We start from the raw sequence: 22,066 nt of genomic DNA, 5'->3' as shown, positions 1-22,066 counted from the left end.
CGCGCGGGATCGGCGCGGGCCGGCGGCGGGCGCGCGGGCCTCGCCTGCCGAAGATCAGCGACACTGCTGCACAACGGGATCACCGTGTCGCTCACTGTACGTTCGGTAGGTCACGGAGCGATTGAGGCTCAGCGTCCTCCCGGCGACGAACGACCTAGTCGCGAATCCGTTTTGGGACGTCCGAAAGTGGATCGTCACGGAATCGGCGCCGCGCCCCGGGTTACGCTCGGTGACCGGGAACGGGGAGCCTCCCGGATCCGTACTACCTACGGGAGGCGCTCATGCGACAGCACACGACCATCCTCGTCCCGGCCGCCCTGGCCTCGGCCGCACTGCTCCTCGCGGCCTGCTCGTCCTCGACGTCCGGCGGCGACGGCGGCGAGGGGGGCCGCACCCCGCCGCCGCTCTCGTCCAGCACATCGCCGGCGACGGGGACCGGCGGGGCCGGGAAGCCCCGCACCATCGCGGGCGATCTGAAGGTGCCATGGGCGGTGGCGTTCCTGCCCGGTGGCGACGCCCTGGTGACCGAGCGCGACACCGCCCGGCTGGTGCGCGTATCTCCGTCCGGGCGGAAGACCGCCGTCGGGACGGTGCCCGGTGTGGAAGCGCAGGGTGAGGGCGGCCTGCTCGGCGTGGCGGTGTCCCCGTCGTACTCCACCGACCGTCTCATCTACCTGTACTTCACGGCGTCGTCCGACAACCGTGTCGTCCGCGCCACCTATGACGGCCGTCTCGGCACCCCGGACCCGATCGTCACCGGCATCCCGAAGGGCGGCATCCACAACGGCGGGCGGCTCGCGTTCGGCCCGGACAAGATGCTGTACATCACCACCGGCGAGACCGGAGAGCCCGGCCAGGCGCAGGACAAGGGCTCCCTCGGCGGCAAGATCCTCCGCGTCACTCCCGGCGGCGAGCCCGCGCCCGGCAACCCGTTCGGCTCCCGCGTCTGGACCTACGGGCACCGCAACGTCCAGGGCCTCGCCTGGGACGGCAAGGGCCGCCTCTACGCCACCGAGTTCGGCCAGAACCGGTTCGACGAGGTCAACCTGATCCAGAAGGGCGAGAACTACGGCTGGCCGGAGGTCGAGGGCATCGGCGACGAGGAGGGCTTCACCGACCCGCTCCTGACCTGGACGACCGACGAGGCGTCCCCGTCCGGCCTCGCCTACGCGGGCGGCTCGCTGTGGGCGGCCGGCCTGCGCGGCGAACGGCTCTGGGAGGTCCCCCTCGACGGCGGCAAGGCGGGACGTCCCGTCGCCCACTTCGAGTCCGAGTACGGGCGGCTGCGCGCCGTCGTCCAGGCGCCGGACAAGTCCCTCTGGTTCACCACCAGCAACGAGGACGGCCGCGGCGACCCCGCCGAGGACGACGACCGCATCCTCAGCGTCCAGCCCCGCTGACCCGCCGTCCCGTGGCCGCGCCACGGGACGGCGGCACGCGTCACGACGCGCCGAGCTTCTCCAGGATGAGCTCGCGGGCCCGCCCGGCGTCGGCCTGGCCGCGGGTGGCCTTCATCACGGCCCCGACCAGCGCCCCGGCGGCGGCGACCTTCCCGGCGCGGACCTTGTCGGCCACGTCCGCGTTGCCGGCGATCACCTCGTCGATGATCGAGTTCAGCTCGCCCTCGTCGCTGACGATCTTCAGGCCCCGCTTCGCGACGACCTCGTCCGGGGTGCCCTCCCCGGCGAGCACGCCCTCGAACACCGTGCGGGCCAGCTTGTCGTTCAGCTCCCCGGCGGTGATCATCGCCTGCACCCGGGCCACCTGCTCCGGCGTGATCGGCAGGTCGGCCAGCTCCACGCCCTGCTCGGTGGCGCGGCGGGACAGCTCGTTCATCCACCACTTCCGGGCCGCCGCCGCGTCGGTGCCCTGCGCGACCGTCGCCTCGATGAGGTCGACGGCGCCGGCGTTGACGACGTCCCGCAGTTCCAGGTCGGACAGGTTCCACTCCGCCTGGATGCGGCGGCGCCGCGCGGCCGGCAGCTCCGGCAGCGACGCGCGCAGCTCCTCCACCCACTCCCGCGACGGCGCCATCGGCACCAGGTCGGGCTCGGGGAAGTAGCGGTAGTCCTGCGCCTCCTCCTTGCTGCGCCCGCTCGTGGTGCGGCCGGTGTCCTCGTGGAAGTGGCGGGTCTCCTGGACCACGCGCTCACCGGCGGCCAGCACGCCCGCCTGCCGCTCGATCTCCGACCGGACGGCCCGCTCGATCGACCGCAGCGAGTTGACGTTCTTGGTCTCCGTCCGGGTGCCCCACTCCCCCGCACCGCGCGGCATCAGCGACACGTTCACGTCGCAGCGCATCGAGCCCTGCTCCATGCGGACGTCCGACACGCCGAGCGAGCGGACCAGCTCGCGCAGCTCCGTCGCGTACGCCCGCGCCACCAGCGGCGCCCGGTCACCGGTCGCCGCGATGGGCCTGGTGACGATCTCCACCAGCGGAATGCCGGCCCGGTTGTAGTCGACCAGCGAGTACTCGGCGCCGTGGATGCGCCCGGTCGCGCCGCCGACGTGCAGCGACTTGCCGGTGTCCTCCTCCATGTGCACGCGCTCGATCTCGATCCGGTACGTCTCGCCGTCGACCTCGACGTCCAGGCGGCCGTCCACGCACAGCGGCTCGTCGTACTGCGAGATCTGGAAGTTCTTCGGCATGTCCGGATAGAAGTAGTTCTTCCGGGCGAACCTGCACCAGTCCACGATGTCGCAGTTCAGCGCGAGGCCGATCTTGATGATGCCCTCGATCGCGGCGCGGTTGGTGACGGGCAGCGCCCCCGGCAGCCCCAGGCACACCGGGCACACCTGCGTGTTCGGCTCCGCCCCGAACTCCGTCCGGCACCCGCAGAACATCTTCGACGCCGTGCCGAGCTCGATGTGCGTCTCGATCCCCAGCACCGGCTCGAATCGCGCCAGCGCCTCGTCGTACTTCATCGGCGTTTCCACGCTCACAGGTATCCCAGTCCCTTCAACGCCTCATCCGTCTCGGCCACCCATGCGGCGTACGCCGGTATCTGCGCGAGCACGTCGAGGTCGACGTTCTGTCCTATGTAATCGAAGTAGTCGACCCGCGAGCGGCGACCGCTCCCGGGACGCACCGCGTCCAGCACGGGCTTCGGATCGAGGATCTTCTCCACGTCCCTCGGACGCTCGGGCAGGCCGGAGATGTCGCTTCCCCGAAGCCCCGCCCATACCTTCCGGTCGGCGAGCAGCCAGGCCTCGGTCTCCCGCACCGGCACAAGCGGGACCACCGGGATCGTCAGGCCCTGTGCACGCAGCACCTCCACGACCTTCTCGGCCTTGCCGCGCTCGTTGTGGTCGTTGTGGACGCAGATCAGGTGGCAGTCCTTTGCCAACTCCACCACTGCCCGGCAGACCCGGTCGGCGTCCTTGATCGTCCAGCACTCGCCGATCTCGGTCTTACCGACGTCCACGACGTGCCGGGTTCCCTTTTCCGTCAACGCCCGCAGCTGCCTGAACACCACGGCGCCGAGGAACCGCTCGTCGGTGGTGTTCTCGGCCACGAGCCCGGGGACCAGCGGACGGCTCACAACTCGTCCTGCCGAACAGTGCCCAGGTACTTGCGAACCTGCCTGGGCGACACGAATGTTCCCGGTTCGCCCTCGTCCCGGACGGGCTTGGCCACGGTGACCCGGGAGACCCGCTCCTTGTCCGGGTCGACGCGGACGGCCGTGTCCAGGAACACCAGCGACTCGGGACGCGTCCGGTACAGCTCGGAAACCACCACGGGCGAGTGGCTGGTGATGATGACCTGCCGCAACGGCCGTTCCAGCGACTCGAGGTCGTTGAGGTCGGTCACCCGCTCCTGGATCCGCCGCAGCAACTCGGCCAGCCGCCCCGGATGCAACCCGTTCTCGATCTCCTCCACCAGCAGGACCCCGGAGTGATCCGGGTCGTGCAGCGCGGCGAGGAGGCCGAGGACGCGCAGCGTCCCGTCCGACAGCAGGGTGCTGGGGACGCTCCCCTGCCCCTCGAAGACGAGATCGAACGACCACTCCTGGCGCTTCTCGTCCAGTTCGGTCCTGATCTCCCGCGCATCCGGTACCAGAGCCGCGAGATCGACCATGAGATCGTCCAGCGCCTCGGACGAGCTCATCCGGCCGAGCACGGCGGCGAGGTTACCGCCATCGGTCCGCAGCGGCCGCCTGTCCGCCAGGTTCGCGAGTGTCCGCATCGCCCGGGGGTCGGGCACGTACTCGCGGACCTGCTGCATCTCTTCTTCGACGGTGACCATGAGCCCGGCGGGCAAGCGGTCCACGTCACTACCGAGAGCCACACGAACCGTCCGAGACTCGTGATCTCGGACGGCATCCGGCAGGCCTGCCTCCTTCACGTCAAGAAACTCGAAGTGGGAGAGCTTGGCCACGGGGATCCCGTCTCGCAGCCCGACACCCTCCGCTGACTCGACGGCGACCAAGCCGTCTGGCAGTCGCAGAAGGAACCGGGCAACAACCCTCAGCTCGGCCACCGGATGGCCGTCGCGGGCTCGGTGAAGGTTCTCCTGCGGACGTCCCCGGCGGGCATTCAGCAGAGCCTCAGATGGAGAGATCCAGGCGTCCTGGTGGTACTCGATCGCGTCGAAAAGGTTGGATTTGCCGCTGGCATTGGGGCCGACGAGGGCGAGGAACGGCGGAACGTCCAGCTCGAAGTCCAGGAAGGACTTGAAGCCGTCGATCTCGATCCGGGTGATCACTGACGCACCGCCGTTCCGTGGTCGCCTAGAGGGCCGGGGCCTTCGCCAGCAGGGGACCGCCCCAGCGGTCTTCGAGGGCGCGTTCGACGGCGGCGCCGACGCGGTAGGCGCGGTCGTCGCCGAGGACGGGGGCCATGATCTGCAGCCCGACGGGCAGGCCGTCGGACAGCCCGCACGGCACGGAGATCGCGGCGTTGCCGGTGAGGTTGGCCGGGATCGTGCACAGGTCGGCGAGGTACATCGCGATCGGATCGTCGGCGCGCTCGCCGATGGGGAACGCCGTGGTCGGCGTGGTCGGCGAGACCAGTACGTCGACCTGCTCGAACGCGGCCTCGAAGTCGCGCTTGATCAGGGTGCGGACCTGCTGCGCCTTGCCGTAGTAGGCGTCGTAGTAGCCGGACGACAGCGCGTACGTGCCGAGCATGATGCGCCGCTTGACCTCGGGGCCGAAGCCCTCCGCGCGGGTCAGCGCCATGACCTCCTCGGCGCTGCGGGTGCCGTCGTCGCCCACGCGCATGCCGTAGCGCATCGCGTCGAAGCGGGCCAGGTTGGACGAGCACTCCGACGGCGCGATCAGGTAGTAGGCGGGCAGCGCGTAGGTGAAGTGCGGGCAGGAGACCTCGACGACCTTCGCGCCGAGCGACTCCAGCAGCTCGACCGCCTCGGTGAAGCGGGCGGAGACGCCCGCCTCGTAGCCCTCGCCGGCGAACTCCTTCACGACGCCGACGCGCAGGCCGTTGACGTCGGCGTGGCGGGCGGCCTCCACGACCGGCGGGACGGCCTCGGGCACCGAGGTGGAGTCCATCGGGTCGTGGCCGCTGAACGCCTCGTGCAGCAGCGCCGCGTCGAGCACGGTCCGGGCGAACGGGCCGGGCGTGTCGAGCGACGACGCGAAGGCGATCACCCCGTAGCGGGACGAACCGCCGTAGGTCGGCTTCATCCCGACGATGCCGGTGACGGCGGCGGGCTGCCTGATGGAGCCTCCGGTGTCGGTGCCCGTGGACAGCGGCGCCTGGTACGAGGCCACCGCCGCCGACGACCCGCCGGACGAGCCGCCCGGGACCCGCTCCAGGTCCCACGGGTTGCGGGACGTGAAGTAGGCGCTGTTCTCCGTGGACGAGCCCATCGCGAACTCGTCCATGTTCGTCTTGCCGAGGATCACCAGCCCGGCCGCCCGCAGCCGCGCCGTGACGGTCGCGTCGTACGGGGGGCGCCACCCCTCCAGGATCTTCGATCCGGCGGTGGTGGGCATGTCCGTCGTGGTGAACACGTCCTTGTGCGCGATGGGGACGCCGGCCAGCGGGCCGAGCTCCTCCCCCGCCGCGCGCCGCTCGTCCACCGTCCGCGCCTGCGCCAGCGTCGTCTCGCGGTCGACGTGCAGGAACGCGTTGACCTGCCCGTCCACCGCGGCGATGCGGTCCAGATGCGCCTCGGCGACCTCGACCGCCGACACCTCGCCGCCGCCGAGCAGCTCCCCGAGCTCCGCCGCGCTCTTCCCGACCAGCTCGCTCGCTGCGACCTGCTGGGGGGACGACCCCCCAGACCCCCCGCCACGTGCCGCCTGACCGGTGCCCTGCACTCCGCTGCGCTCCGTTCCGGTCACCGGTCAGGCCTCCTCGTCCAGGATCCGCGGGACGCGGAAGCGCTGCTCCTCCGCGGCGGGCGCGCCGGAGAGGGCCTGCTCCGGGGTGAGGCACGACCGTACCTCGTCCGCGCGGTAGACGTTGGTCAGCGGCAGGGCGTGCGAGGTCGGCGGGATGTCCTCCGCAGCGACCTCCTGCACCCGCGCGACCGCGGAGATGATCTGGTCGAGCTGGGCGGCGAGATGGTCGAGCTCATCGTCGCCGAGCGCCAGCCGGGACAGCCGGGCGAGGTGCGACACCTCGTCACGGGTGATGGCTCCGCCGGGAACTTCGTCCGCGGCGGAGCCATGAGAGGCGGCGTGCTCACTCATGGGATGAGAAACCGTTCCTGCGATGAAGTGGGTTCCCGGCCATCCTATGGGCCGCACCCGCTCCGCCCGACCGATTTACCACCCCGGCAAGCCGGTGCCGCGGCCAGGCGTACCTCCCGAAACATCCAAGGATTGTTTAGCTTCACCTGGTGGGGAACGCTCTCGTCGTCCAACCGGGGACGACGAGAGGAGACCGCCATGACCATCGGCGGCAGCATCGCCCTGATCATCGTCGGCGCGATCCTGGCCTACGCGGTCGACTACGACCTGAGCGGCATCGACATCCGGCTGGTCGGTGTGATCCTGATGGTCGGCGGCCTGATCGGCCTCGTCATCGGCCTCATCCGGATCATGTCCGCCCGCCGCACCGTGGAGCGCCGTCCCCCGCCCCCGCACGTTCGCGAAGAGCACTACTACGAGGACGACTACCAGCCGCGCCGCCCCTATTGACCCAGGGGGCGACCCCCTGGAACCCCCGTCACGACGGGCATGCGTGCTGCGCTCGCTCCGCGCGCCTGCCCGTGACCCCGGCTGAGCTTCAAAACCCGGTGGGAGTTCAGGCGGCTGGTTCGGGGGCCTTGCGGGCCTGGCGGCGGAGCCATTGGGTGGCGGTGTCGGCGTCCATGGGGCGGCCGAAGTGCCAGCCCTGGGCGGCGTCGCAGCCCATCTCGCGGAGGGCGTCGGCGGTGGAGGGGTCCTCGACGCCCTCGGCGACCGAGCGGAGGCCGAGGGTGCGGACGAGGTCGACGATGGAGCGGACGATGACGGCGTCGTCGGGGGACTCGCCGAGCCGCTGGACGAACGACGCGTCGATCTTGATCTCCTCGACCGGGAGGCGTTTGAGCCGGACGAGCGAGGAGTAGCCGGTGCCGAAGTCGTCCAGGCTGAGCGGGATGCCGAGGTCGGCGAGGGCGCCGACGGTGTCGGAGGCGTAGGCGGGCTCGTTCATCAGGATCCGCTCGGTGATCTCCAGCTGGAGGGCGGCGGCGGGCAGGCCGCGGGCGAGCAGGCCCTCCTCGATCGTCTCGGTGAGGCCGGTGTCGAGCAGGTCGCGGCCGGAGGCGTTCACCGCGACCTGGACGGCGAGGTTCTCGCGCCACCAGGCGGCGGTCTGGGTGAGCGCGGCGTCGACGACGTAGTGGGTGATCGAGCGCATGAGGTAGGTCTGTTCGGCGATCGACAGGAACGCCTCGGGTTCGAGCACGCCCTTGTCGGGGTGTCGCCAGCGCAGCAGAGCCTCCATGCCGACGAGGTGGCCGTCCCGCAGCGCGACCTTGGGCTGGTAGAACAGCTCCAGCTCGGAGCGGTCGATGGCGCGGCGCAGGTCGCCGAGCATGGTGAGGCGGGCCGGGGAGTTGCGGTCCTTGGTGGGCGAGTAGATCTCGACGCCGGAGCGGGCCTCCTTGGCGTTGTACATGGCGACGTCGGCGCGCTGGAGGAGCAGCTCGAAGTCGGGGGCGTGGTCGGGGAACAGCGCGATGCCGACGCTGCCCTCCAGGTCGAAGGACATGCCGTCCAGCCGGACGGGTTCGCTGAGCGCGGCGCGCAGCCGGGCGGCGACCTCGCGGGCGGCGGCCTCGTCCCGGACGGTGGGCAGCAGCACCGCGAACTCGTCGCCGCCGAGCCGCGCCACGAGGTCGCCGGGGCGGACGCTGTGGGTGAGCCGGTGCGCGACGAGTTGCAGCAGCCGGTCGCCGGTGGGGTGCCCGAGGGTGTCGTTGACCTCCTTGAACCGGTCGAGGTCGAGCAGGAACAGCCCGGCCCGGTGGCTCGGCGGCTCGGCGGTCTTGCGGCGGCGGGAGGCCAGGCCGGCGGCGCGCGGGAGGCGCCGGTCGGCGCCGCGGGCCTCGGCGAGCGCCTCCTCGGTGCGGACGATCAGCAGCTTGCGGTTCGGCAGGCCGGTCAGCCCGTCGTGCAGGGCCTGGTGCTCGCGCCGGACGGAGACGGACGCGTTCATGTAGACGGCGATGAACGGCAGGACGATCAGCGGCACGAAGAGGGCCGACCGGTCCATCGCGACGACCATGAGGGGGGCGAGGCCGAGCAGCGCCAGGTGGACGAGGACCTGGTAGGCGAGGTCCCAACGGAGCGCCTTGAGGAGGGGCACGCGGGCGTGCAGGGCGACGGCGGCGCCGACGAGGGTGTCGTTGCAGGCGAAGTAGACGGCGCCGGCGAGCGCGATCGCGGGCAGGTCGGAGCCGTCCGGCACCCAGCGGTCGGACGGGGTGGCGAGGTCGCCGAAGAGCGCGAGGACGAGCTGGGCGGCGGCGAGGCTGAGGGTGTACTGCGCGGCGTTGAAGGCGATGCGGTGCGGGGCGCGGGCGCGCAGGATCCCGCAGGTGATCACGGCGACGGCCTGCAGGGCGGCGGCGACGGGCAGCCCGGCGTACAGCAGCGCGGCGAACGAGAAGGTGGTGGAGGTGGTGGCGCCGTTGTTCTCGGTGGAGCCGGGCGTGATGATCGGGCGCAGCTCGCCGAAGATGATGAAGCCGCCGAGGATCCAGAAGACCGGCGTGCTGACGAGCGCGTCGAGGTCGGCGCGGCTCAGCCCGGAGAAGGCGGTGGCGCCGACTGCGACGCCGAGCAGGATGACGACGAGGAAGTACGTCCACAACGGGGAGCCACGGCGTGGCGCCGTGTTCCGCGTGTTGTTCGGGTCCTTCATCACATCCTCGGGGGGTTCGGGGGGCCGTCCCCCGGCACCGGACGCCCCCGACCTCGGGGGACGCCCCCCCGGGTGCGACGTCCGGAGATTCAGGTGTGGGTCGTGATGAGAGGGAGGGTACGGCCTTTGCTCAACTTCGCGAAACCGGTTGCGTACGTTCCGTTATGCCCATTCCGCACCCATCCCTCGCCGTTGGGTAGTTGAAGTGTACCCCTGAGTAACGCAACCCTGGTCGCAACCCCCGAAAACACACCGTGTTATCCGTCGGCGCGCATAGTCACGTTTTTGGCCGCATCCGGCCCATCGGCCAGCAGGACGCGGAAGCCGTCCTCCTCCAGGACCGGTACGCCCAGTTTGACGGCCTTGTCGTATTTGGACCCGGGGCTGTCGCCCACTACCACGAAGCCCGTCTTCTTCGACACCGACCCGGACACCTTGCCGCCGAGGCGCTGCACCGCCTCGGTCGCCGAGTCCCGGCTGAACCCCTCCAGGGAGCCGGTGATCACCACGCTGACGCCCTCCAGCGGGCGCGGGCCCGCGGCGCCCTCGTCCTCCATCCGGACGCCCGCGGCCCGCCACTTGTCGACGATCTCCCGGTGCCAGTCGACGGCGAACCAGTTCTTGATCGACGCGGCGATGGTCGGCCCGACGCCGTCGACCGCCGCGAGCTCCTCCTCGGTCGCCTCCGCGATCGCGTCCATCGAGCGCATCTCGCGGGCGAGGTCGCGCGCGGCGGACGGCCCCACGTGCCGGATCGACAGCGCCACCAGCACCCGCCACAGCGGCTGCCGCTTGGCCTTCTCCAGCTCGTCGAAGAGGATCTCGACCGTCTTCTTCGGCTCGCCCTCCTTGTTCGCGAAGAAGGAGACGATCTTCGGCTCGCCGGTCTTCGGATCGGTCTTGGCGGTCCCGGTCTTGGGGTCGAGCACGACGCTGCGGATGGGCAAGAGCCGGTCGACGGTCAGGTGGAACAGGTCGCCCTCGTTCTTGACCGGCGGGTCGGACGGTTCCAGCGGCTGCGTGAGCGCGGTCGCCCCGACGTAGCCGAGCGCCTCGATGTCGAGCGCGTTGCGGCTCGCCACGAAGAACACCCGCTCGCGCAGCTGCCCGGGGCAGTACTGCGCGTTCGGGCACCGGATGTCGGCGTCGCCCTCCTTCTCGTACGCCAGCTCGGTGCCGCACTCGGGGCAGTGCGAGGGCATCTGGAACTCGCGCTCGGAGCCGTCCCGCAGCGCGGTGACCGGCGCGACGATCTCCGGGATGACGTCGCCGGCCTTGCGCAGGACGACCGTGTCGCCGACCAGCACGCCCTTGCGCTTGACCTCGCCCGCGTTGTGCAGCGTGGCCCGGTCGACCGTCGACCCGGCGACCTTCACCGGCTCCATCACGCCGTACGGGGTGATGCGCCCGGTGCGCCCCACACCGACCTTGATGTCGAGGAGCTTGGTGTTGACCTCCTCGGGCGGGTACTTCCACGCGATCGCCCAGCGCGGCGCCCGGCTGGTCGAGCCGAGCCGCCGCTGCAGCGAGAACTGGTCGACCTTGACGACGACGCCGTCGATCTCGTAGGCGGTGGCGTGCCGGTTCTCGCCGTACTCGGCGATGTACTCCCGGACGGCGTCCAGCCCGCCGACGACCTTGTAGCGGTCGCTCACCGGCAGGCCCCAGCCGCGCATCAGCTCGTACGCGCCGGACTGGCTCTCCGGCTGCGTCCCGCCCCGCCACGCGCCGAACCCGTGGACGAGCATGCCGAGCGGCCGGTGCGCGGTGACCCGCGGGTCCTTCTGCCGCAGCGACCCGGCCGCGGCGTTGCGCGGGTTGGCGAACGGGTCCTTGCCCGCCTCGACCTGCGCCGCGTTGACCTGCTCGAACCCCTCGACCGGCAGAAAGACCTCGCCGCGGACCTCCAGCACGTCCGGCCAGCCGTCGCCGGACAGCCGGTCCGGGACGTCGGAGATCGTGCGGATGTTGTTGGTGACGTCCTCGCCGGTGCGCCCGTCGCCGCGGGTGACCCCGCGGACCAGCCGCCCCTTCTCGTACGTCAGCGCGATCGCCAGCCCGTCGATCTTCAGCTCGCACAGGTAGCCGGCGACCGTGCCGACCTCCTTGACCACCCGCTCGTCCCACGCCAGGAGCTCGTCGGCGCTCATCGCGTTGTCGAGGCTCTGCATCCGCTCCAGGTGCTGGACGGTCGCGAAGTCGGTGACGATCGGGGCGCCGACCTTCTGCGTCGGCGAGTCGGGGGTGACGAGCTCTGGGTGCCGCTCCTCCAGCTCGCGGATCTCCCGCATCCGCCGGTCGTACTCGGCGTCGGTGAGCGTCGGCTGATCGAGGACGTAGTACCGGTAGTTGGCGTCCTCGAGCTCCTCGCTCAGCTCCAGGTGCCGCTGCCGCGCCTCCGCGGGTACGTCGCTCATGGTCATGCCCCTATTGTCGCCAACACCGCCGACAATACGAGCGCCCGCCACACCCCGCTCAGTCGGCCGCTTCGTAAAGCATCCGGGCCGTCTCGCGGCACCGTTCCAGCGCCGCGCGGACGTACCGCGGCGACGCCCCCGCCATCCCGCACGCGGGTGTGATCACGACCTGCCGCCCCAGTTGCGCGGCCGGGAACCCGAGCCGCCGCCACAGCTCCTTCACCGGCCCGGCGGTCGCCTGGAGGGACGGCAGGGCGGCGTCGGTCGCCGGCACCGCGCCGAGGAACAGGCCCGTGCCCGCGTCGATCGCCTCCCCCACCGCGTCGTCGTCGCGTTTCGGCACCAGCCGCAGATCGACGGAGATGGCCTTCGCGCCCGCGCCGCGCAGCAGCCCGTACGGGACGTTCCGGGCGCAGCAGTGGACGACGGGGTAGGCCTCCGCCGCCTCGATGACCCCGCGCAGCGTCTCCTCGGCGACCGGTTCCTCGATCGCCCGGAGCCGGGAGAAGCCGCTGGCGGTCGGGACCGTCCCGGCGAGGGCGGCGGGCAGGCCCGGCTCGTCCAGCTGCAGGACGATCCGCGCGGCGGGCAGCCGGCGCCGGACGTCGGCGACGTGCGCGGCGACGCCCTCGGCGAGGGACGCGGCCAGGTCGCGGACGGCGCCCGGGTCCTTGAGCGCCCGGTCGCCGTGCCGCAGCTCGATGGACGCGGCCAGCGTCCACGGCCCGCACACCTGGATCTTGAACGGCCCGTCGTGGCCGCCCGCGGCCTCCTCCAGGACGTCCAGGTCCCGGGCCAGGTGGTCGCGGGAGCGGAGGGTGTCGCGCCCCGGGCGGTCGGAGAACCGCCAGCCCGACGGCTCCAGGTGCACCGGCATGTCGATCAGCAGCCCGGCCGTGCGGCCCGCGAGGTCTGCGCCGGGGCCGCGCGCGGGCAGTTCCGGCAGGTGCGGCAGGTCGGGCAGCTCGCCGAGGACGATCCGCAGCGCCTCGGCCGGGTCCTCGCCCGGATAGGACCCGACGCCGGTCGCCGTCCCGGCCTGCCAGGGGTAGTCGGTCACGCACAGAACCCTATCGGCGCGAGATCACACCAGTTCCGCGAGCCGGTCCAGGGCGCGGAGCGTGTCGTCCTCGGGCTCGGTCGGCAGGTTGAACAGCACCTCGTCGACGCCGGCCTCCTCCAGGCCGGCGACGACCTCCCCCTTCGGCGGCGTCCCGAACACCGTGACGGGCAGGCGCCGGCCGGCGCGCTCGCGCAGCTCGGCGATCTGCTCCGCGAGCCGGTCGGTGCCGCGCCCGTAGATCGGCATCCAGCCGTCGCCGAACTCCACGACCCGGTCGAACGTCGTCGGGCCCGCCCCGCCGACCAGCACGGGAGGATGCGGATCCTGGACGGGCTTGGGGTAGGAGAACACCGGGTCGAAGTCGACGAACTCGCCGTGGAACTCCGCCTCGTCCTTCGTCCACAGCTCCTTGACGGCCAGCACGCGCTCGCGGAGCAGGCGCATCCGCGTGGTGGGCTCGGTGCCGTGGTTGCGCATCTCCTCCCGGTTCCAGCCGGCGCCGACGCCGAGCGCGGCCCGCCCGCCGGAGACCAGGTCGAGCGAGGCGACCTCCTTGGCCAGCAGGATCGGGTCGCGCTGGACGACCAGCGCGATGCCCGTACCGACGCGCAGCCGCTCGGTCGCCGCCGCGGCGGCGGTCAGCGCGACGAACGGGTCGAGGGTCCGGTAGTAGTGCCGCGGCAGCTCGGCCCCGCCCGGCCACGGCGTCTCCCGCTTCACCGGGATGTGCGTGTGCTCGGCCAGGTACAGCGATTCGAACCCGCGCTCCTCCAGCGCCCGCCCGAGCACCCCCGGAGCGATCCCGTCATCCGTCACAAAGGTCGAAATACCGAACTGCACAGCACGCCTCCCATGATCCGCCGGTGCAACGACCTCGGCCACCGGCTCAGCCACCGACTTGCCCGAGCCGGTCGATCGCGTGCGAAGCCAGTTTCGAGCCTGCGAGAAACTGATCGCGCAGCGAGCCGCCAGGCGAGTCGTAGCGATGCTAGCGATCGCCGCGGTGCCCGTTGAAGGAAGGCGCTCCAGCGCCTGACGCCGAGGGCGACGCAGTAAGAATCGTGGAGGACGCTAGGACGCGGTCGCCGCTGTAGAGGACGGCCGCCTGCCCCGGCGCGACGCCGCGGGCGGGGGCGGACAAGGTGATGCGGAGCTCGTCGCCCGCCTGCTCGGCCGTGCAGTCGTAGACCTCGCCGTGCGCGCGGAGCTGGACCTGGCAGCCGAACGGGCCGCCGGGCGCCTCGCTCAGCCAGACCGGACGCCCGCCGGTGATCTCGTGGACGTCCAGCGACTCCCGCGGCCCCACCGTCACGGTGTTCGACACCGGCGAGATGTCGAGGACGTAGCGGGGGCGCCCGTCCGGCGCGGGGGTGCCGAGCCGCAGGCCCTTGCGCTGGCCGATCGTGTAGGCGTAGGCGCCGTCGTGCTCGCCGACCTCGTTGCCGTCGGTGTCGACGATGGGGCCGGGCGCCGAGCCGAGCCGGTCGGCCAGGAAGCCGCGGGTGTCGCCGTCGGCGATGAAGCAGATGTCGTGGCTGTCGGGCTTGTCGGCGACCTGGAGGCCCCGCCGCTCCGCCTCCCGCCGGATGTCGGCCTTGGCGGTGTCGCCGAGCGGGAACAGCGCGTGCGCGAGCTGCTCGGGCGTGCACACGGCGAGGACGTACGACTGGTCCTTGCCCGCGTCGACGCCACGCCGCAGGACCGGGACCGCACCGGAGGAGTCCAGCCGCGCGTAGTGGCCGGTGCAGACGGCGTCGAAGCCGAGCGCCATCGCCCGGTCCAGCAGCGCCGCGAACTTGATCTTCTCGTTGCAGCGCAGGCACGGGTTCGGGGTGCGGCCCGCCGCGTACTCGCTGACGAAGTCCTCCACCACGTCCCGGTGGAAGCGCTCGGCGAGGTCCCACACGTAGAACGGGATGCCGATCACGTCGGCGGCGCGGCGCGCGTCCCGGGAGTCCTCCAGGGTGCAGCACCCTCGCGCGCCCGTCCGGTACGACTGGGGATTCCTGGACAGGGCCATGTGGACGCCGGTGACGTCGTGCCCGGCCTCGGCGGCGCGGGCGGCGGCCACGGCGGAGTCGACGCCGCCGGACATGGCGGCTAGAACGCGCAGAGTCATAGTCCTTCGAGCGTACGCGGCGTGGCCCGGTCCCCCGGCGTCATTTCCGCGTACGATTGGGGCCGCTATGGGAATCTTCCGCCGTCCGCGCGAGGCGTCCGCCGTCGTACCGCCCGCCATCAGCGAATTCTGGGAGTGGTGGGCGCAGGCCCGCCCGACGATCGAGGCGTCGCTGGCCGCCGCTCCGGAGGAGGCCGCGCCCGGCGAGGGCTCCGCGCCGGGCGAGGCCGCCGTGCCGGGCGAGGGCCTGTCCGCGGACACGATCGGGGAGCTGTCCCGCCGCGTCCACAAGATCCACCCCGGGCTGCAGTGGGAGATCGGCGGTGCCGAGGACCGGTCCCCGTCGCTGACCGTGACCGGCGGCGGCGACCCCGAGCTGCGCGGCCTGACCGAGCGCTGGGCGCGGTCCGCGCCGGCCGGGGCGGCGGCGGGCGGCTGGAGCTTCCACCCGGCGCGCCAGCCCGACCCGGAGATGCTCTCCCAGGACCTCGTCCTCGGCGACCACGAGTTCGACCTGGAGTACGTCCGCCTCGGCATGCGCGCCGACGCCGACCGCGCCCGCGTGCACATCACCGCCTACCACCCCGACTTCCTGTTCGTCTCCGAGGAGCAGCAGCTCCAGGTGGCGCTGAACGTCCTGCACTGGGCGCTCGGCGAGGACGACGTGGCCCGCTGGGTGGGCGAGGTGACGATCGCGACGGAGGCGCCGATCGACGCGCTGCCGCCGTCGATGCTCGCCGCGGTCGTCGAGCAGGTGGCCGAGCCGTTCGCCGAGCCCGCCTGGCTGACCGGCGAGGGCCGCACCCCGCGCGGCCATCCCGCCCGGCTCGGCGCCCGGTTCCCGCTGCACCGGCAGGACTACCCGCTCTGCGACCTGCATGTGGCGATCACCGTCCCGTACGCCAACAGCAACCCCGACCGGCTCCCCGTCGAGCCGTCGGCGGGCGCCCTGCGCGCCTTCGAGAAGAAGCTCACGAAGCTGGGTGACCGCGCGGTCCTCGCCGTCCGCGAGACGGGCGACGGCCTGCGCGTCTTCCACCTGTACGCCGACCCCGACTCCGGCGTCATCTCCGAGCTCGACCAGCTCGCCGCGGCATGGTCGGAGGGCAAGGCCAAGGTCGCCTCGACCAGCGACCCCGGCTGGAAGGCCCTCGCGCCCTACCAGCCCTGACGGGTCGTGTCGACCTTGCGGTAGCGGGCCTCGCAGAAGCTGTAGAGGCCGAAGGTGAGGACGCCGAAGGCCACCGCGACCAGGCCCCAGGGGCCCGCGGGCGTGTCGGCGAACTCGCGCAGGGTGCCGTCCAGGCCCTGGGCCTTGTCCGGCTGGAAGGTGACGGCCGCGTAGGCGAGGAAGGCGCCGACGGCGGCGCCGACGAGGCCGCGGGCGCCGTTGCCGACGATCCCGAGCGGCTGGACGGAGCGGCGCGCGAGGCGGCCCATCTCGCCCCTCCGGAGCTCCTCCATGAACGTGCGGCGGACGGCGTGCGCGATCACGACGCCGCCCCACACCACGAAGCCCGCCGCGACCGCCAGGACGAGCCATCGGCCGCCGGGCTCGCCCATCAGCCGTGCCGTGATGGTCTTGGACTGCTGGTCGCTCGACCGGCCCTGGTAGCCGAACGCGAACGCGAGGGTCGCCGCGAAGCCGGCCGTGTAGACGACGCCGCGCGCGGCGGAGGCGAGGCGCTTGGTGGGCTTGTCGCCGTCCGGGACGGGGCGCCCGTACAGGGCCTCGGCGTACTGCCACAGAGCGAGGGCGGCGAAGCCCACCGCCATCAGCCAGAGGATCGCGTCGCCGCCGGGTTTCTCGGCGACCTCCTGGAGGGCGCCCTTCCGGTCGGCCTCCTGCCCGCCGCCGCCGAAGGCGACCTGCAGGGCCAGCCAGCCGATCAGCAGGTAGAGGAGGCCGCGCGCGACCAGCCCCACGCGCGACATGTGGTGGAACCAGGGATGTCCCGCCGCCTGCTTGATTCCGTCGCTCACGTCCGTTGCCACGGGCACGCTGTCCCCGTTCAAGGGACGGTCAAACCAGGACAGATCAGCTGAGACCGGCGCGGCGGGCGCGCTCGACGACCGGGCCGATCGCGTCCGCGAGGGCCTTGACGTCGGCCTCGGTGCTGGTGTGGCCGAGCGAGAAGCGCAGCGAGCCGCGGGCCCGCTCGGGGCTCGCGGCCATGGCGGTCAGGACGTGGCTCGGCTGCGACACGCCCGCCGAGCACGCCGAGCCGGTCGAGCAGGCGATGCCGCGCGCGTCCAGCAGCATGAGCAGGGCGTCGCCCTCGCAGCCGGGGAAGGAGAAGTGCGCGTTGCCGGGCAGCCGGTCGTCGGGGTCGCCGTTCAGGACGGCCTCGGGCACCGCGGCGCGGACGGCGTCGATCAGCTGGTCGCGCAGCTCGGTGAGGCGGCGCGCCTCCGACTCGCGGCGCGCGACCGTGGCCTGGACGGCGGCGGCGAACCCGGCGATGGCGGGGGTGTCGAGCGTCCCGGACCGCACGTCGCGCTCCTGGCCGCCGCCGTGCAGCAGCGGCACCGGCTCCAGGAACACCGGCGGCTTCGGCTTGGCCAGCAGCAGCGCGCCGACGCCGAGGGGGCCGCCGAGCTTGTGGCCGGTGACGGTGAGGGCCTGCGCCCCGCTCGCCGCGAACCCGACGGGCAACTGCGCGGCGGCCTGGACGGCGTCGGTGTGCAGCGGGACACCGCGCTCGCGGGCGGCGGCGGCCAGTTCGGCGACGGGCTGGACGGTGCCGACCTCGTTGTTCGCCCACATCACGGTGGCGAGCGCCACGTCGTCGCCGGAGCCGAGCGCCGCGGCGAGCGCCTCCGGAGTCACCCGGCCGAGCCCGTCCACCGGGACCCACTCGATCTTGGCGCCCTCGTGGTCGGCGAGCCACTGCACCGCGTCGAGGACGGCGTGGTGCTCGACGGCGCCGGCCAGCACGCGGGTGCGGGACGGGTCGGCGGCGCGGCGCGACCAGTACAGGCCCTTGACGGCGAGGTTGTCGGCCTCGGTGCCGCCGGAGGTGAACACGACCTCGCTCGGCCGGGCGTCGAACGCCTCGGCGATGATCTCGCGGGACTCCTCGACGACGCGGCGCGCCCGCCGTCCGACCGCGTGCAGCGAGGACGGGTTCCCGAGTTCGTGCAGTTCTGCGGTCATCGCCTCGATGGCCTCGGGCAGCATCGGGGTCGTCGCCGCATGGTCGAGGTAGGTCACCACGCGCTCAACATTAGCCGCGCGCCGCCTGTTCCCTCCGGGCGCCCGGAGGGTTGGCCCGGGGGCGCCCGGCCGATGGCCCGGCACCCGCCGCACCCCCGCGGAATACCTCGCCTTGACCTGCGGTTGGCCTCTATACCGTCCAGCCGGTACAGTGGAGTCGCCATGAAGAGACAAGCCCTCCTGGACGCCGCCGAATCCGTGCTCTCGGAGCAGGGGACGCAGGCGCTGACGCTCACCGCGGTCGCCGAGCGCGCCGGCGTGAGCAAGGGCGGGCTGCTCTACCACTTCCCCACCAAGGAAGCGCTCGTCCGGGCGATGGTGGCGCGGGTCATCGAGGAGTTCGACGACCTGATCGCCTCCTACATAGACTCCTACGGGGAGGGCGCCACGGGCGCCTACACCCGGGCGTACGTCGAGGCCACCTTCGAGATCCTCACCGGGGAGGCCCGCGCGTACCGGCGATGGTCGGCCATCACGGCCGCCGCCGCCGACCCGGAGCAGGCCGAGCCGCTGAACGAGGCCATGCGGCGCTGGCACGGCCGAACCCCCGAGGACGACCCCGACCCGGGCATCGCGATGATCGTCCGGCTGGCGGCCGAAGGCCTCTGGGAGGTGGTCAGCCATGATCCCGGGCTGTACGACGCCGACCGGCTCGACGCGCTGAAGCAGCGGCTGCTGAGCCTGCTGGAGCGCTGACACCGGGGCTCGCGCCCCCTCACCGCACCGTCCGTCCGGACCCGCACGCGTCTGGACCGTTCCATGACGTCCGTCACACGATCGGGGCGCCGCCCCGCCGAGCCTGGAGAGAGGTGAACGATGCTGTCGCGTGCCCGCTGGGGGACGTCCCTGACCTTCGCGCTGGCAGGCCTGCTGACCGGAGTGTGGGTGGCCCGCATGCCCGCGCTGGCCGGCAAGTTCGGGACGAGCGAGGGCGAGATCGGCATCGTCGTCCTCGTCTGGGGCATCGGCGCGATCGCGGCCATGCAGGCGCTGCGCGCCCTGATGGCGCGTGCCGGCAGCCGCGCCGCCCTGCGCGCGGCGCTGCCGCTGACGGCGCTGTCCTACGCGGCCGTCGCCCTCGCCCCGTCCTACGGCCTGCTCCTCGCCGCCGTCGCGCTGTTCGGCATGACGTTCGGGATCACCGACATCGCCATGAACGCGCAGGGCAGTGTCGTCGAGCAGGCGTACCGGCGGCCCGTCCTGAGCGGCATGCACGCCGGCTGGTGCGCGGGCGCGATGAGCGGCGGCCTGTTCGGCGTCCTCACGGCCGCGGCCGGGCTCGGGTTCACCGGGACCGTGCTGGCCGCCGCGCTGCTGTCGCTGCCGGCGGCCCTCGCGCTCGGCCGCACCTACCTGCCCGACCCGCCGGCGCCCGCCGCGGCCGGGACCGGGCGCGGGGCGCGCCGCCTGCCCGCCGCCGTCTACCTGATCGGCGCCCTCGGGTTCATCGCGTTCATGACCGAGGGGTCGATCGCCGACTGGAGCGGGCTGCTCCTGCACGAGGAGCTGGGCGCCACCGAGGCCGTCGCCGCGGCCGGCTACCCGGTGTTCGAGCTGGCGATGCTGCTCGGGCGGCTGGCCGGCGACCGGATCCGGATGCACGTCGGCACCCGCCGGCTGATGATCGGCGCGGGGCTCGGCACCGCGGCCGGCATGACGGTCGTCGTGCTGGCGCCGGCCCCGCCGGTCGCGATCGCCGGGTTCTTCGTGACGGGCCTCGTGGTCTGCACGATCGTCCCGACGACGATCTCGCTGGCGGGCACCGCCGCGCCGGACCGCCCGGCCGCGGCCGTCGCCCAGGTCGGCGCGATGGGCTACGGCGGGCTGCTGCTCGGCCCGGTGGTGGTCGGCTTCCTCGCGGACGCCACCTCCCTCCGCGTCGGCGTGGGCACCGTCGTCGTGCTCGCCCTGGTCATCGCCGCCGGCGCCCGCTTCGTCCCGCTGCGCCCGGCCAGGGCCGCCGCCGTCCCGGCACCGGCCGAGGCCCCGGCCGGGGATCCAGGCGATACCCGCCCCGCGCCGGTCGCCGCCTGACGCCCGATCCGATATAACCCCTTCTGATCATCGGTTCGGCGCTGGGGGCGGATTCATGAGCGGGTGGCGGGTTCCGGGGTACAGCGAGCTGAGGCTGCTCGGCGAGGGCGCGCAGGGCCGGGTCGTCCTCGCCCGGCACGACGCCACCGGGCGTCCCGCGGCGATCAAGTACCTCGCCGGCGCGCTGCTCGGGGACGAGGGGTTCCGGGAGCGGTTCCGCGGCGAGGCCGACCTGCTCAGCCGGCTCCGCAACCCGTTCGTCGCCCAGTTGTTCGGGCTGGTCGAGACGCCGGACGGCGCCGCGATCGTCATGGAGGCCGTGGACGGGGCGCCGCTGAAGGCGGTGCTCGCCGAGCGGGGCCCGCTGGCGCCGGAGGCGGCGCTGGCGCTGCTCAAGGGCTCGCTGCTCGGGCTGGCCGCCGCGCACGGCCTCGGCATCGTCCACCGCGACTACAAGCCGGCGAACGTGATCGTGCGCGGCGACGGGCTGAGCAAGCTGATCGACTTCGGCATCGCGGTGGACGCGGGCGCGTCGGGGCGCGCCGGAACGCCCGTCTATATGGCGCCCGAGCAGTGGCGGGACGAGCCCGCCTCCCCCGCGACCGACGTCTACGCGGCGGCGTGCGTGTTCTACGAGTGCGTGACCGGGCGCCGCCCCTACACGGCCGAGGACCCCGCCGGGCTGATGGGCCGCCATCTCACGGCGCCGATCCCGGTGGAGGACGTCCCGGAGCCGCTCCGGCCGCTGATCCAGAGCGGGCTGGCCAAGAACCCCTGGGACCGCCCGATGGGCGCCGCCGCCTTCGTCACCGAGCTGGAGTCGGTCGCGGCGGGCGCGTACGGGGCCGACTGGGAGGGACGCGGCGTCCGCACGCTCGCCGGGACGGTCGCCGCGCTGTCCGTGCTGTTCCCGCTGACCGCGCTCGGCCTCGGCTCGGGCGGCGCGTCGGCGAGCGCCGCCGGGGCCGCGGGCGCCGCCGGGGCGGGCGGAGCCGCCGGGGCCGGTGGCACGGGCGGCGCGGGCACGGCGGCGGGTGCGGCGGGCAAGGGCGTCATCGGCACGCTCGGGGCGAAGGGGGCGGCGGCCGTCGCGGGCGGCGCCGCCGCGGTGGCCGTGGGCGGCGGCGCGGCGGTCTACGTGGCCACGGCGGACGAGGCCCCCAAGCCGGTCGTGGCGCGGCTCGCCGCGCTCAGCGAGCCGGCGCGGAGCATCGGCGGCGGGAAGACGTTCCAGGCGCAGGGCCGCATCGTGCGCGTCTCGGGCGGGGACCCCGCGGTCACCAGGAAGATCAACCAGGCCCTGCGGGCGCCGCTCGAACAGCGCTGGGAGAAGACCCGCGGCGGGCTGCGGGACATCGGGTCGGGCGCCTACACCGACGTCGTGACCCCGCAGATCCTCATGCGCAACGACCGGCTGCTGTCGGTCTGGTACAAGGTCGAGCTGCGGGGCGAGCGCGGGTCCGGCTGGGACCAGTCGCAGGCCGCGACCGTCGACCTGCGGACCGGCGCGTCCTACCGGCCGCTCGACCTGTTCCGCGTCCCGACCGACCAGGGCCTCAAGCCGCTGGACACGAAGATCAAGGCGCATCTGCCGGAGGGCTCCTACTGCTACGGCGACCGGAGCCCCTCGCCCGGCGCGGTGGTCCCGCGCGGCACCGACGACCCGTCCAGGTTCGTCAAGTCCGGCGAGGTCACCATGGCCCTCACCCCCGCGGGCCTGCGCGTGGCCTTCTACGGCGCGATCCTGGGCTACGAGTCCGCGTGCGGCCTGCTCGACACGGTCGTCCCCTACGCCGAGGTGCGCGACATGGTGAAGCCCGCGCTGCTCAAGGCCGTCCCGTACCCGTCGCCGAAGCGCTCGTAGCGCGCGGCGGCCCCGGCGACGGGCGTCG

Annotated in this window: 18 protein-coding genes and 1 pseudogene; 6 read left to right on the top strand and 13 right to left on the bottom strand. The window is 73.0% G+C overall.

Translation table 11 applies throughout. The features are described from left to right. The first annotated feature begins 281 nt into the window (after window positions 1–281). Complete coding sequence (locus K8Z49_RS42375; protein ID WP_021595473.1) at window positions 282–1,400, top strand: PQQ-dependent sugar dehydrogenase; 1,119 nt, start codon at window positions 282–284, stop codon at window positions 1,398–1,400. Window positions 1,401–1,440: 40 nt separating this feature from the next. Here the strand turns inward: K8Z49_RS42375 and gatB are convergent, their stop codons facing one another. The 6 genes and pseudogenes from gatB to gatC form a co-directional block, all read right to left on the bottom strand. Continuing rightward, window positions 1,441–2,925, bottom strand: a complete 1,485-nt coding sequence (gatB, locus tag K8Z49_RS42370; RefSeq protein WP_021595472.1) for an Asp-tRNA(Asn)/Glu-tRNA(Gln) amidotransferase subunit GatB — start codon at window positions 2,923–2,925, stop codon at window positions 1,441–1,443. A 14-nt stretch (window positions 2,926–2,939) separates the two neighbouring features. Next, a complete protein-coding gene (locus K8Z49_RS42365) occupies window positions 2,940–3,542 on the bottom strand; it encodes a DUF4276 family protein (RefSeq protein ID WP_021595471.1) in 603 nt (200 codons plus the stop codon). Next, window positions 3,539–4,270, bottom strand: coding sequence for an AAA family ATPase (locus K8Z49_RS42360; protein WP_412521279.1), 732 nt, complete (start codon window positions 4,268–4,270; stop codon window positions 3,539–3,541). Before K8Z49_RS42360 ends, K8Z49_RS42365 begins: the two co-directional genes overlap by 4 nt. A 363-nt stretch (window positions 4,271–4,633) precedes the next feature. Continuing rightward, window positions 4,634–4,705 (bottom strand): annotated as a pseudogene (locus K8Z49_RS42355) (hypothetical protein); the annotation flags it as partial. A 25-nt stretch (window positions 4,706–4,730) separates the two neighbouring features. Continuing rightward, entirely contained in the window at window positions 4,731–6,209 is a 1,479-nt protein-coding gene (gatA, locus tag K8Z49_RS42350) for an Asp-tRNA(Asn)/Glu-tRNA(Gln) amidotransferase subunit GatA (RefSeq protein WP_111832291.1), read from the bottom strand. 102 nt (window positions 6,210–6,311) lie between these two features. Then, window positions 6,312–6,659 (bottom strand): Asp-tRNA(Asn)/Glu-tRNA(Gln) amidotransferase subunit GatC, encoded by a 348-nt coding sequence (gene gatC, locus K8Z49_RS42345; protein ID WP_412516820.1) that lies wholly within the window; start codon window positions 6,657–6,659, stop codon window positions 6,312–6,314. A 198-nt stretch (window positions 6,660–6,857) separates the two neighbouring features. On the opposite strand from gatC, the gene K8Z49_RS42340 reads away from it, so the two are divergent. Further along, a complete protein-coding gene (locus K8Z49_RS42340; RefSeq protein WP_021595467.1) occupies window positions 6,858–7,109 on the top strand; it encodes a DUF6458 family protein in 252 nt (83 codons plus the stop codon). A gap of 106 nt (window positions 7,110–7,215) precedes the next feature. Here the strand turns inward: K8Z49_RS42340 and K8Z49_RS42335 are convergent, their stop codons facing one another. The 5 genes from K8Z49_RS42335 to mnmA all read right to left on the bottom strand — a co-directional run bounded on the left by K8Z49_RS42335 (window position 7,216) and on the right by mnmA (window position 14,923). Then, entirely contained in the window at window positions 7,216–9,324 is a 2,109-nt protein-coding gene (locus tag K8Z49_RS42335) for a putative bifunctional diguanylate cyclase/phosphodiesterase (protein WP_412516819.1), read from the bottom strand. 257 nt (window positions 9,325–9,581) lie between these two features. Further along, complete coding sequence (ligA, locus tag K8Z49_RS42330; protein ID WP_372506062.1) at window positions 9,582–11,741, bottom strand: NAD-dependent DNA ligase LigA; 2,160 nt, start codon at window positions 11,739–11,741, stop codon at window positions 9,582–9,584. 58 nt (window positions 11,742–11,799) lie between these two features. Next, window positions 11,800–12,801: a methionine synthase gene (locus K8Z49_RS42325; RefSeq protein WP_024935349.1), complete on the bottom strand. Its 1,002-nt coding sequence runs from the start codon at window positions 12,799–12,801 to the stop codon at window positions 11,800–11,802. A gap of 24 nt (window positions 12,802–12,825) precedes the next feature. Then, the gene (locus K8Z49_RS42320; RefSeq protein ID WP_024935350.1) at window positions 12,826–13,644 is read right to left on the bottom strand and encodes an LLM class F420-dependent oxidoreductase; all 819 of its coding nucleotides are present in this window, start codon (window positions 13,642–13,644) and stop codon (window positions 12,826–12,828) included. A 148-nt stretch (window positions 13,645–13,792) separates the two neighbouring features. Next, window positions 13,793–14,923 carry a tRNA 2-thiouridine(34) synthase MnmA gene (mnmA, locus tag K8Z49_RS42315; protein ID WP_024935351.1) on the bottom strand — a complete coding sequence of 377 codons (1,131 nt, stop codon included), beginning with the start codon at window positions 14,921–14,923 and terminating at the stop codon, window positions 13,793–13,795. 67 nt (window positions 14,924–14,990) lie between these two features. Between mnmA and K8Z49_RS42310 the strand changes: the two genes are divergently transcribed. Then, entirely contained in the window at window positions 14,991–16,094 is a 1,104-nt protein-coding gene (locus K8Z49_RS42310) for a DUF695 domain-containing protein (RefSeq protein WP_412516818.1), read from the top strand. Here the strand turns inward: K8Z49_RS42310 and K8Z49_RS42305 are convergent. Both K8Z49_RS42305 and K8Z49_RS42300 read right to left on the bottom strand, forming a co-directional pair. Then, window positions 16,082–16,906 carry a DUF1206 domain-containing protein gene (locus tag K8Z49_RS42305; protein ID WP_021599089.1) on the bottom strand — a complete coding sequence of 275 codons (825 nt, stop codon included), beginning with the start codon at window positions 16,904–16,906 and terminating at the stop codon, window positions 16,082–16,084. The two genes, K8Z49_RS42310 and K8Z49_RS42305, sit on opposite strands and share 13 nt — an antisense overlap. Before the next feature lie 55 nt (window positions 16,907–16,961). Further along, entirely contained in the window at window positions 16,962–18,137 is a 1,176-nt protein-coding gene (locus tag K8Z49_RS42300) for a cysteine desulfurase family protein (RefSeq protein ID WP_024935352.1), read from the bottom strand. A gap of 165 nt (window positions 18,138–18,302) precedes the next feature. Here K8Z49_RS42300 and K8Z49_RS42295 point away from each other — a divergent pair, with 165 nt between their 5' ends. The 3 genes from K8Z49_RS42295 (at window position 18,303) to K8Z49_RS42285 (ending at window position 22,038) form a co-directional block, all read left to right on the top strand. Then, on the top strand, window positions 18,303–18,836 hold the full coding sequence (locus tag K8Z49_RS42295; protein WP_021599087.1) for a TetR/AcrR family transcriptional regulator: 534 nt from the start codon (window positions 18,303–18,305) through the stop codon (window positions 18,834–18,836). A gap of 120 nt (window positions 18,837–18,956) precedes the next feature. Then, window positions 18,957–20,174, top strand: a complete 1,218-nt coding sequence (locus K8Z49_RS42290) for an MFS transporter (protein WP_075019581.1) — start codon at window positions 18,957–18,959, stop codon at window positions 20,172–20,174. A 55-nt stretch (window positions 20,175–20,229) separates the two neighbouring features. After that, the gene (locus K8Z49_RS42285) at window positions 20,230–22,038 is read left to right on the top strand and encodes a serine/threonine-protein kinase (RefSeq protein ID WP_412516817.1); all 1,809 of its coding nucleotides are present in this window, start codon (window positions 20,230–20,232) and stop codon (window positions 22,036–22,038) included. The last annotated feature ends 28 nt before the right edge of the window (window positions 22,039–22,066 follow it).

It is taken from the genome of Actinomadura madurae, from assembly GCF_047130825.1.
GTDB lineage: Bacteria > Actinomycetota > Actinomycetes > Streptosporangiales > Streptosporangiaceae > Spirillospora > Spirillospora madurae.
The sequence above is the reverse complement of the archived record's forward strand: the minus strand, read 5'-3'. Positions and strand labels throughout refer to the sequence as shown.

Excerpts from the sequence above, each read along its gene's own strand:
- K8Z49_RS42310 (WP_412516818.1), top strand. The coding sequence starts at position 14,991 with ATGGGAATCTTCCGCCGTCCGCGCGAGGCGTCCGCCGTCGTACCGCCC.
- K8Z49_RS42375 (WP_021595473.1), top strand. The coding sequence starts at position 282 with ATGCGACAGCACACGACCATCCTCGTCCCGGCCGCCCTGGCCTCGGCC.
- K8Z49_RS42335 (WP_412516819.1), bottom strand. The coding sequence starts at position 9,324 with ATGAAGGACCCGAACAACACGCGGAACACGGCGCCACGCCGTGGCTCC.
- K8Z49_RS42340 (WP_021595467.1), top strand. The coding sequence starts at position 6,858 with ATGACCATCGGCGGCAGCATCGCCCTGATCATCGTCGGCGCGATCCTG.
- ligA (WP_372506062.1), bottom strand. The coding sequence starts at position 11,741 with ATGAGCGACGTACCCGCGGAGGCGCGGCAGCGGCACCTGGAGCTGAGC.
- K8Z49_RS42285 (WP_412516817.1), top strand. The coding sequence starts at position 20,230 with ATGAGCGGGTGGCGGGTTCCGGGGTACAGCGAGCTGAGGCTGCTCGGC.
- K8Z49_RS42290 (WP_075019581.1), top strand. The coding sequence starts at position 18,957 with ATGCTGTCGCGTGCCCGCTGGGGGACGTCCCTGACCTTCGCGCTGGCA.
- gatB (WP_021595472.1), bottom strand. The coding sequence starts at position 2,925 with ATGAAGTACGACGAGGCGCTGGCGCGATTCGAGCCGGTGCTGGGGATC.
- K8Z49_RS42295 (WP_021599087.1), top strand. The coding sequence starts at position 18,303 with ATGAAGAGACAAGCCCTCCTGGACGCCGCCGAATCCGTGCTCTCGGAG.
- gatC (WP_412516820.1), bottom strand. The coding sequence starts at position 6,659 with ATGAGTGAGCACGCCGCCTCTCATGGCTCCGCCGCGGACGAAGTTCCC.
- mnmA (WP_024935351.1), bottom strand. The coding sequence starts at position 14,923 with ATGACTCTGCGCGTTCTAGCCGCCATGTCCGGCGGCGTCGACTCCGCC.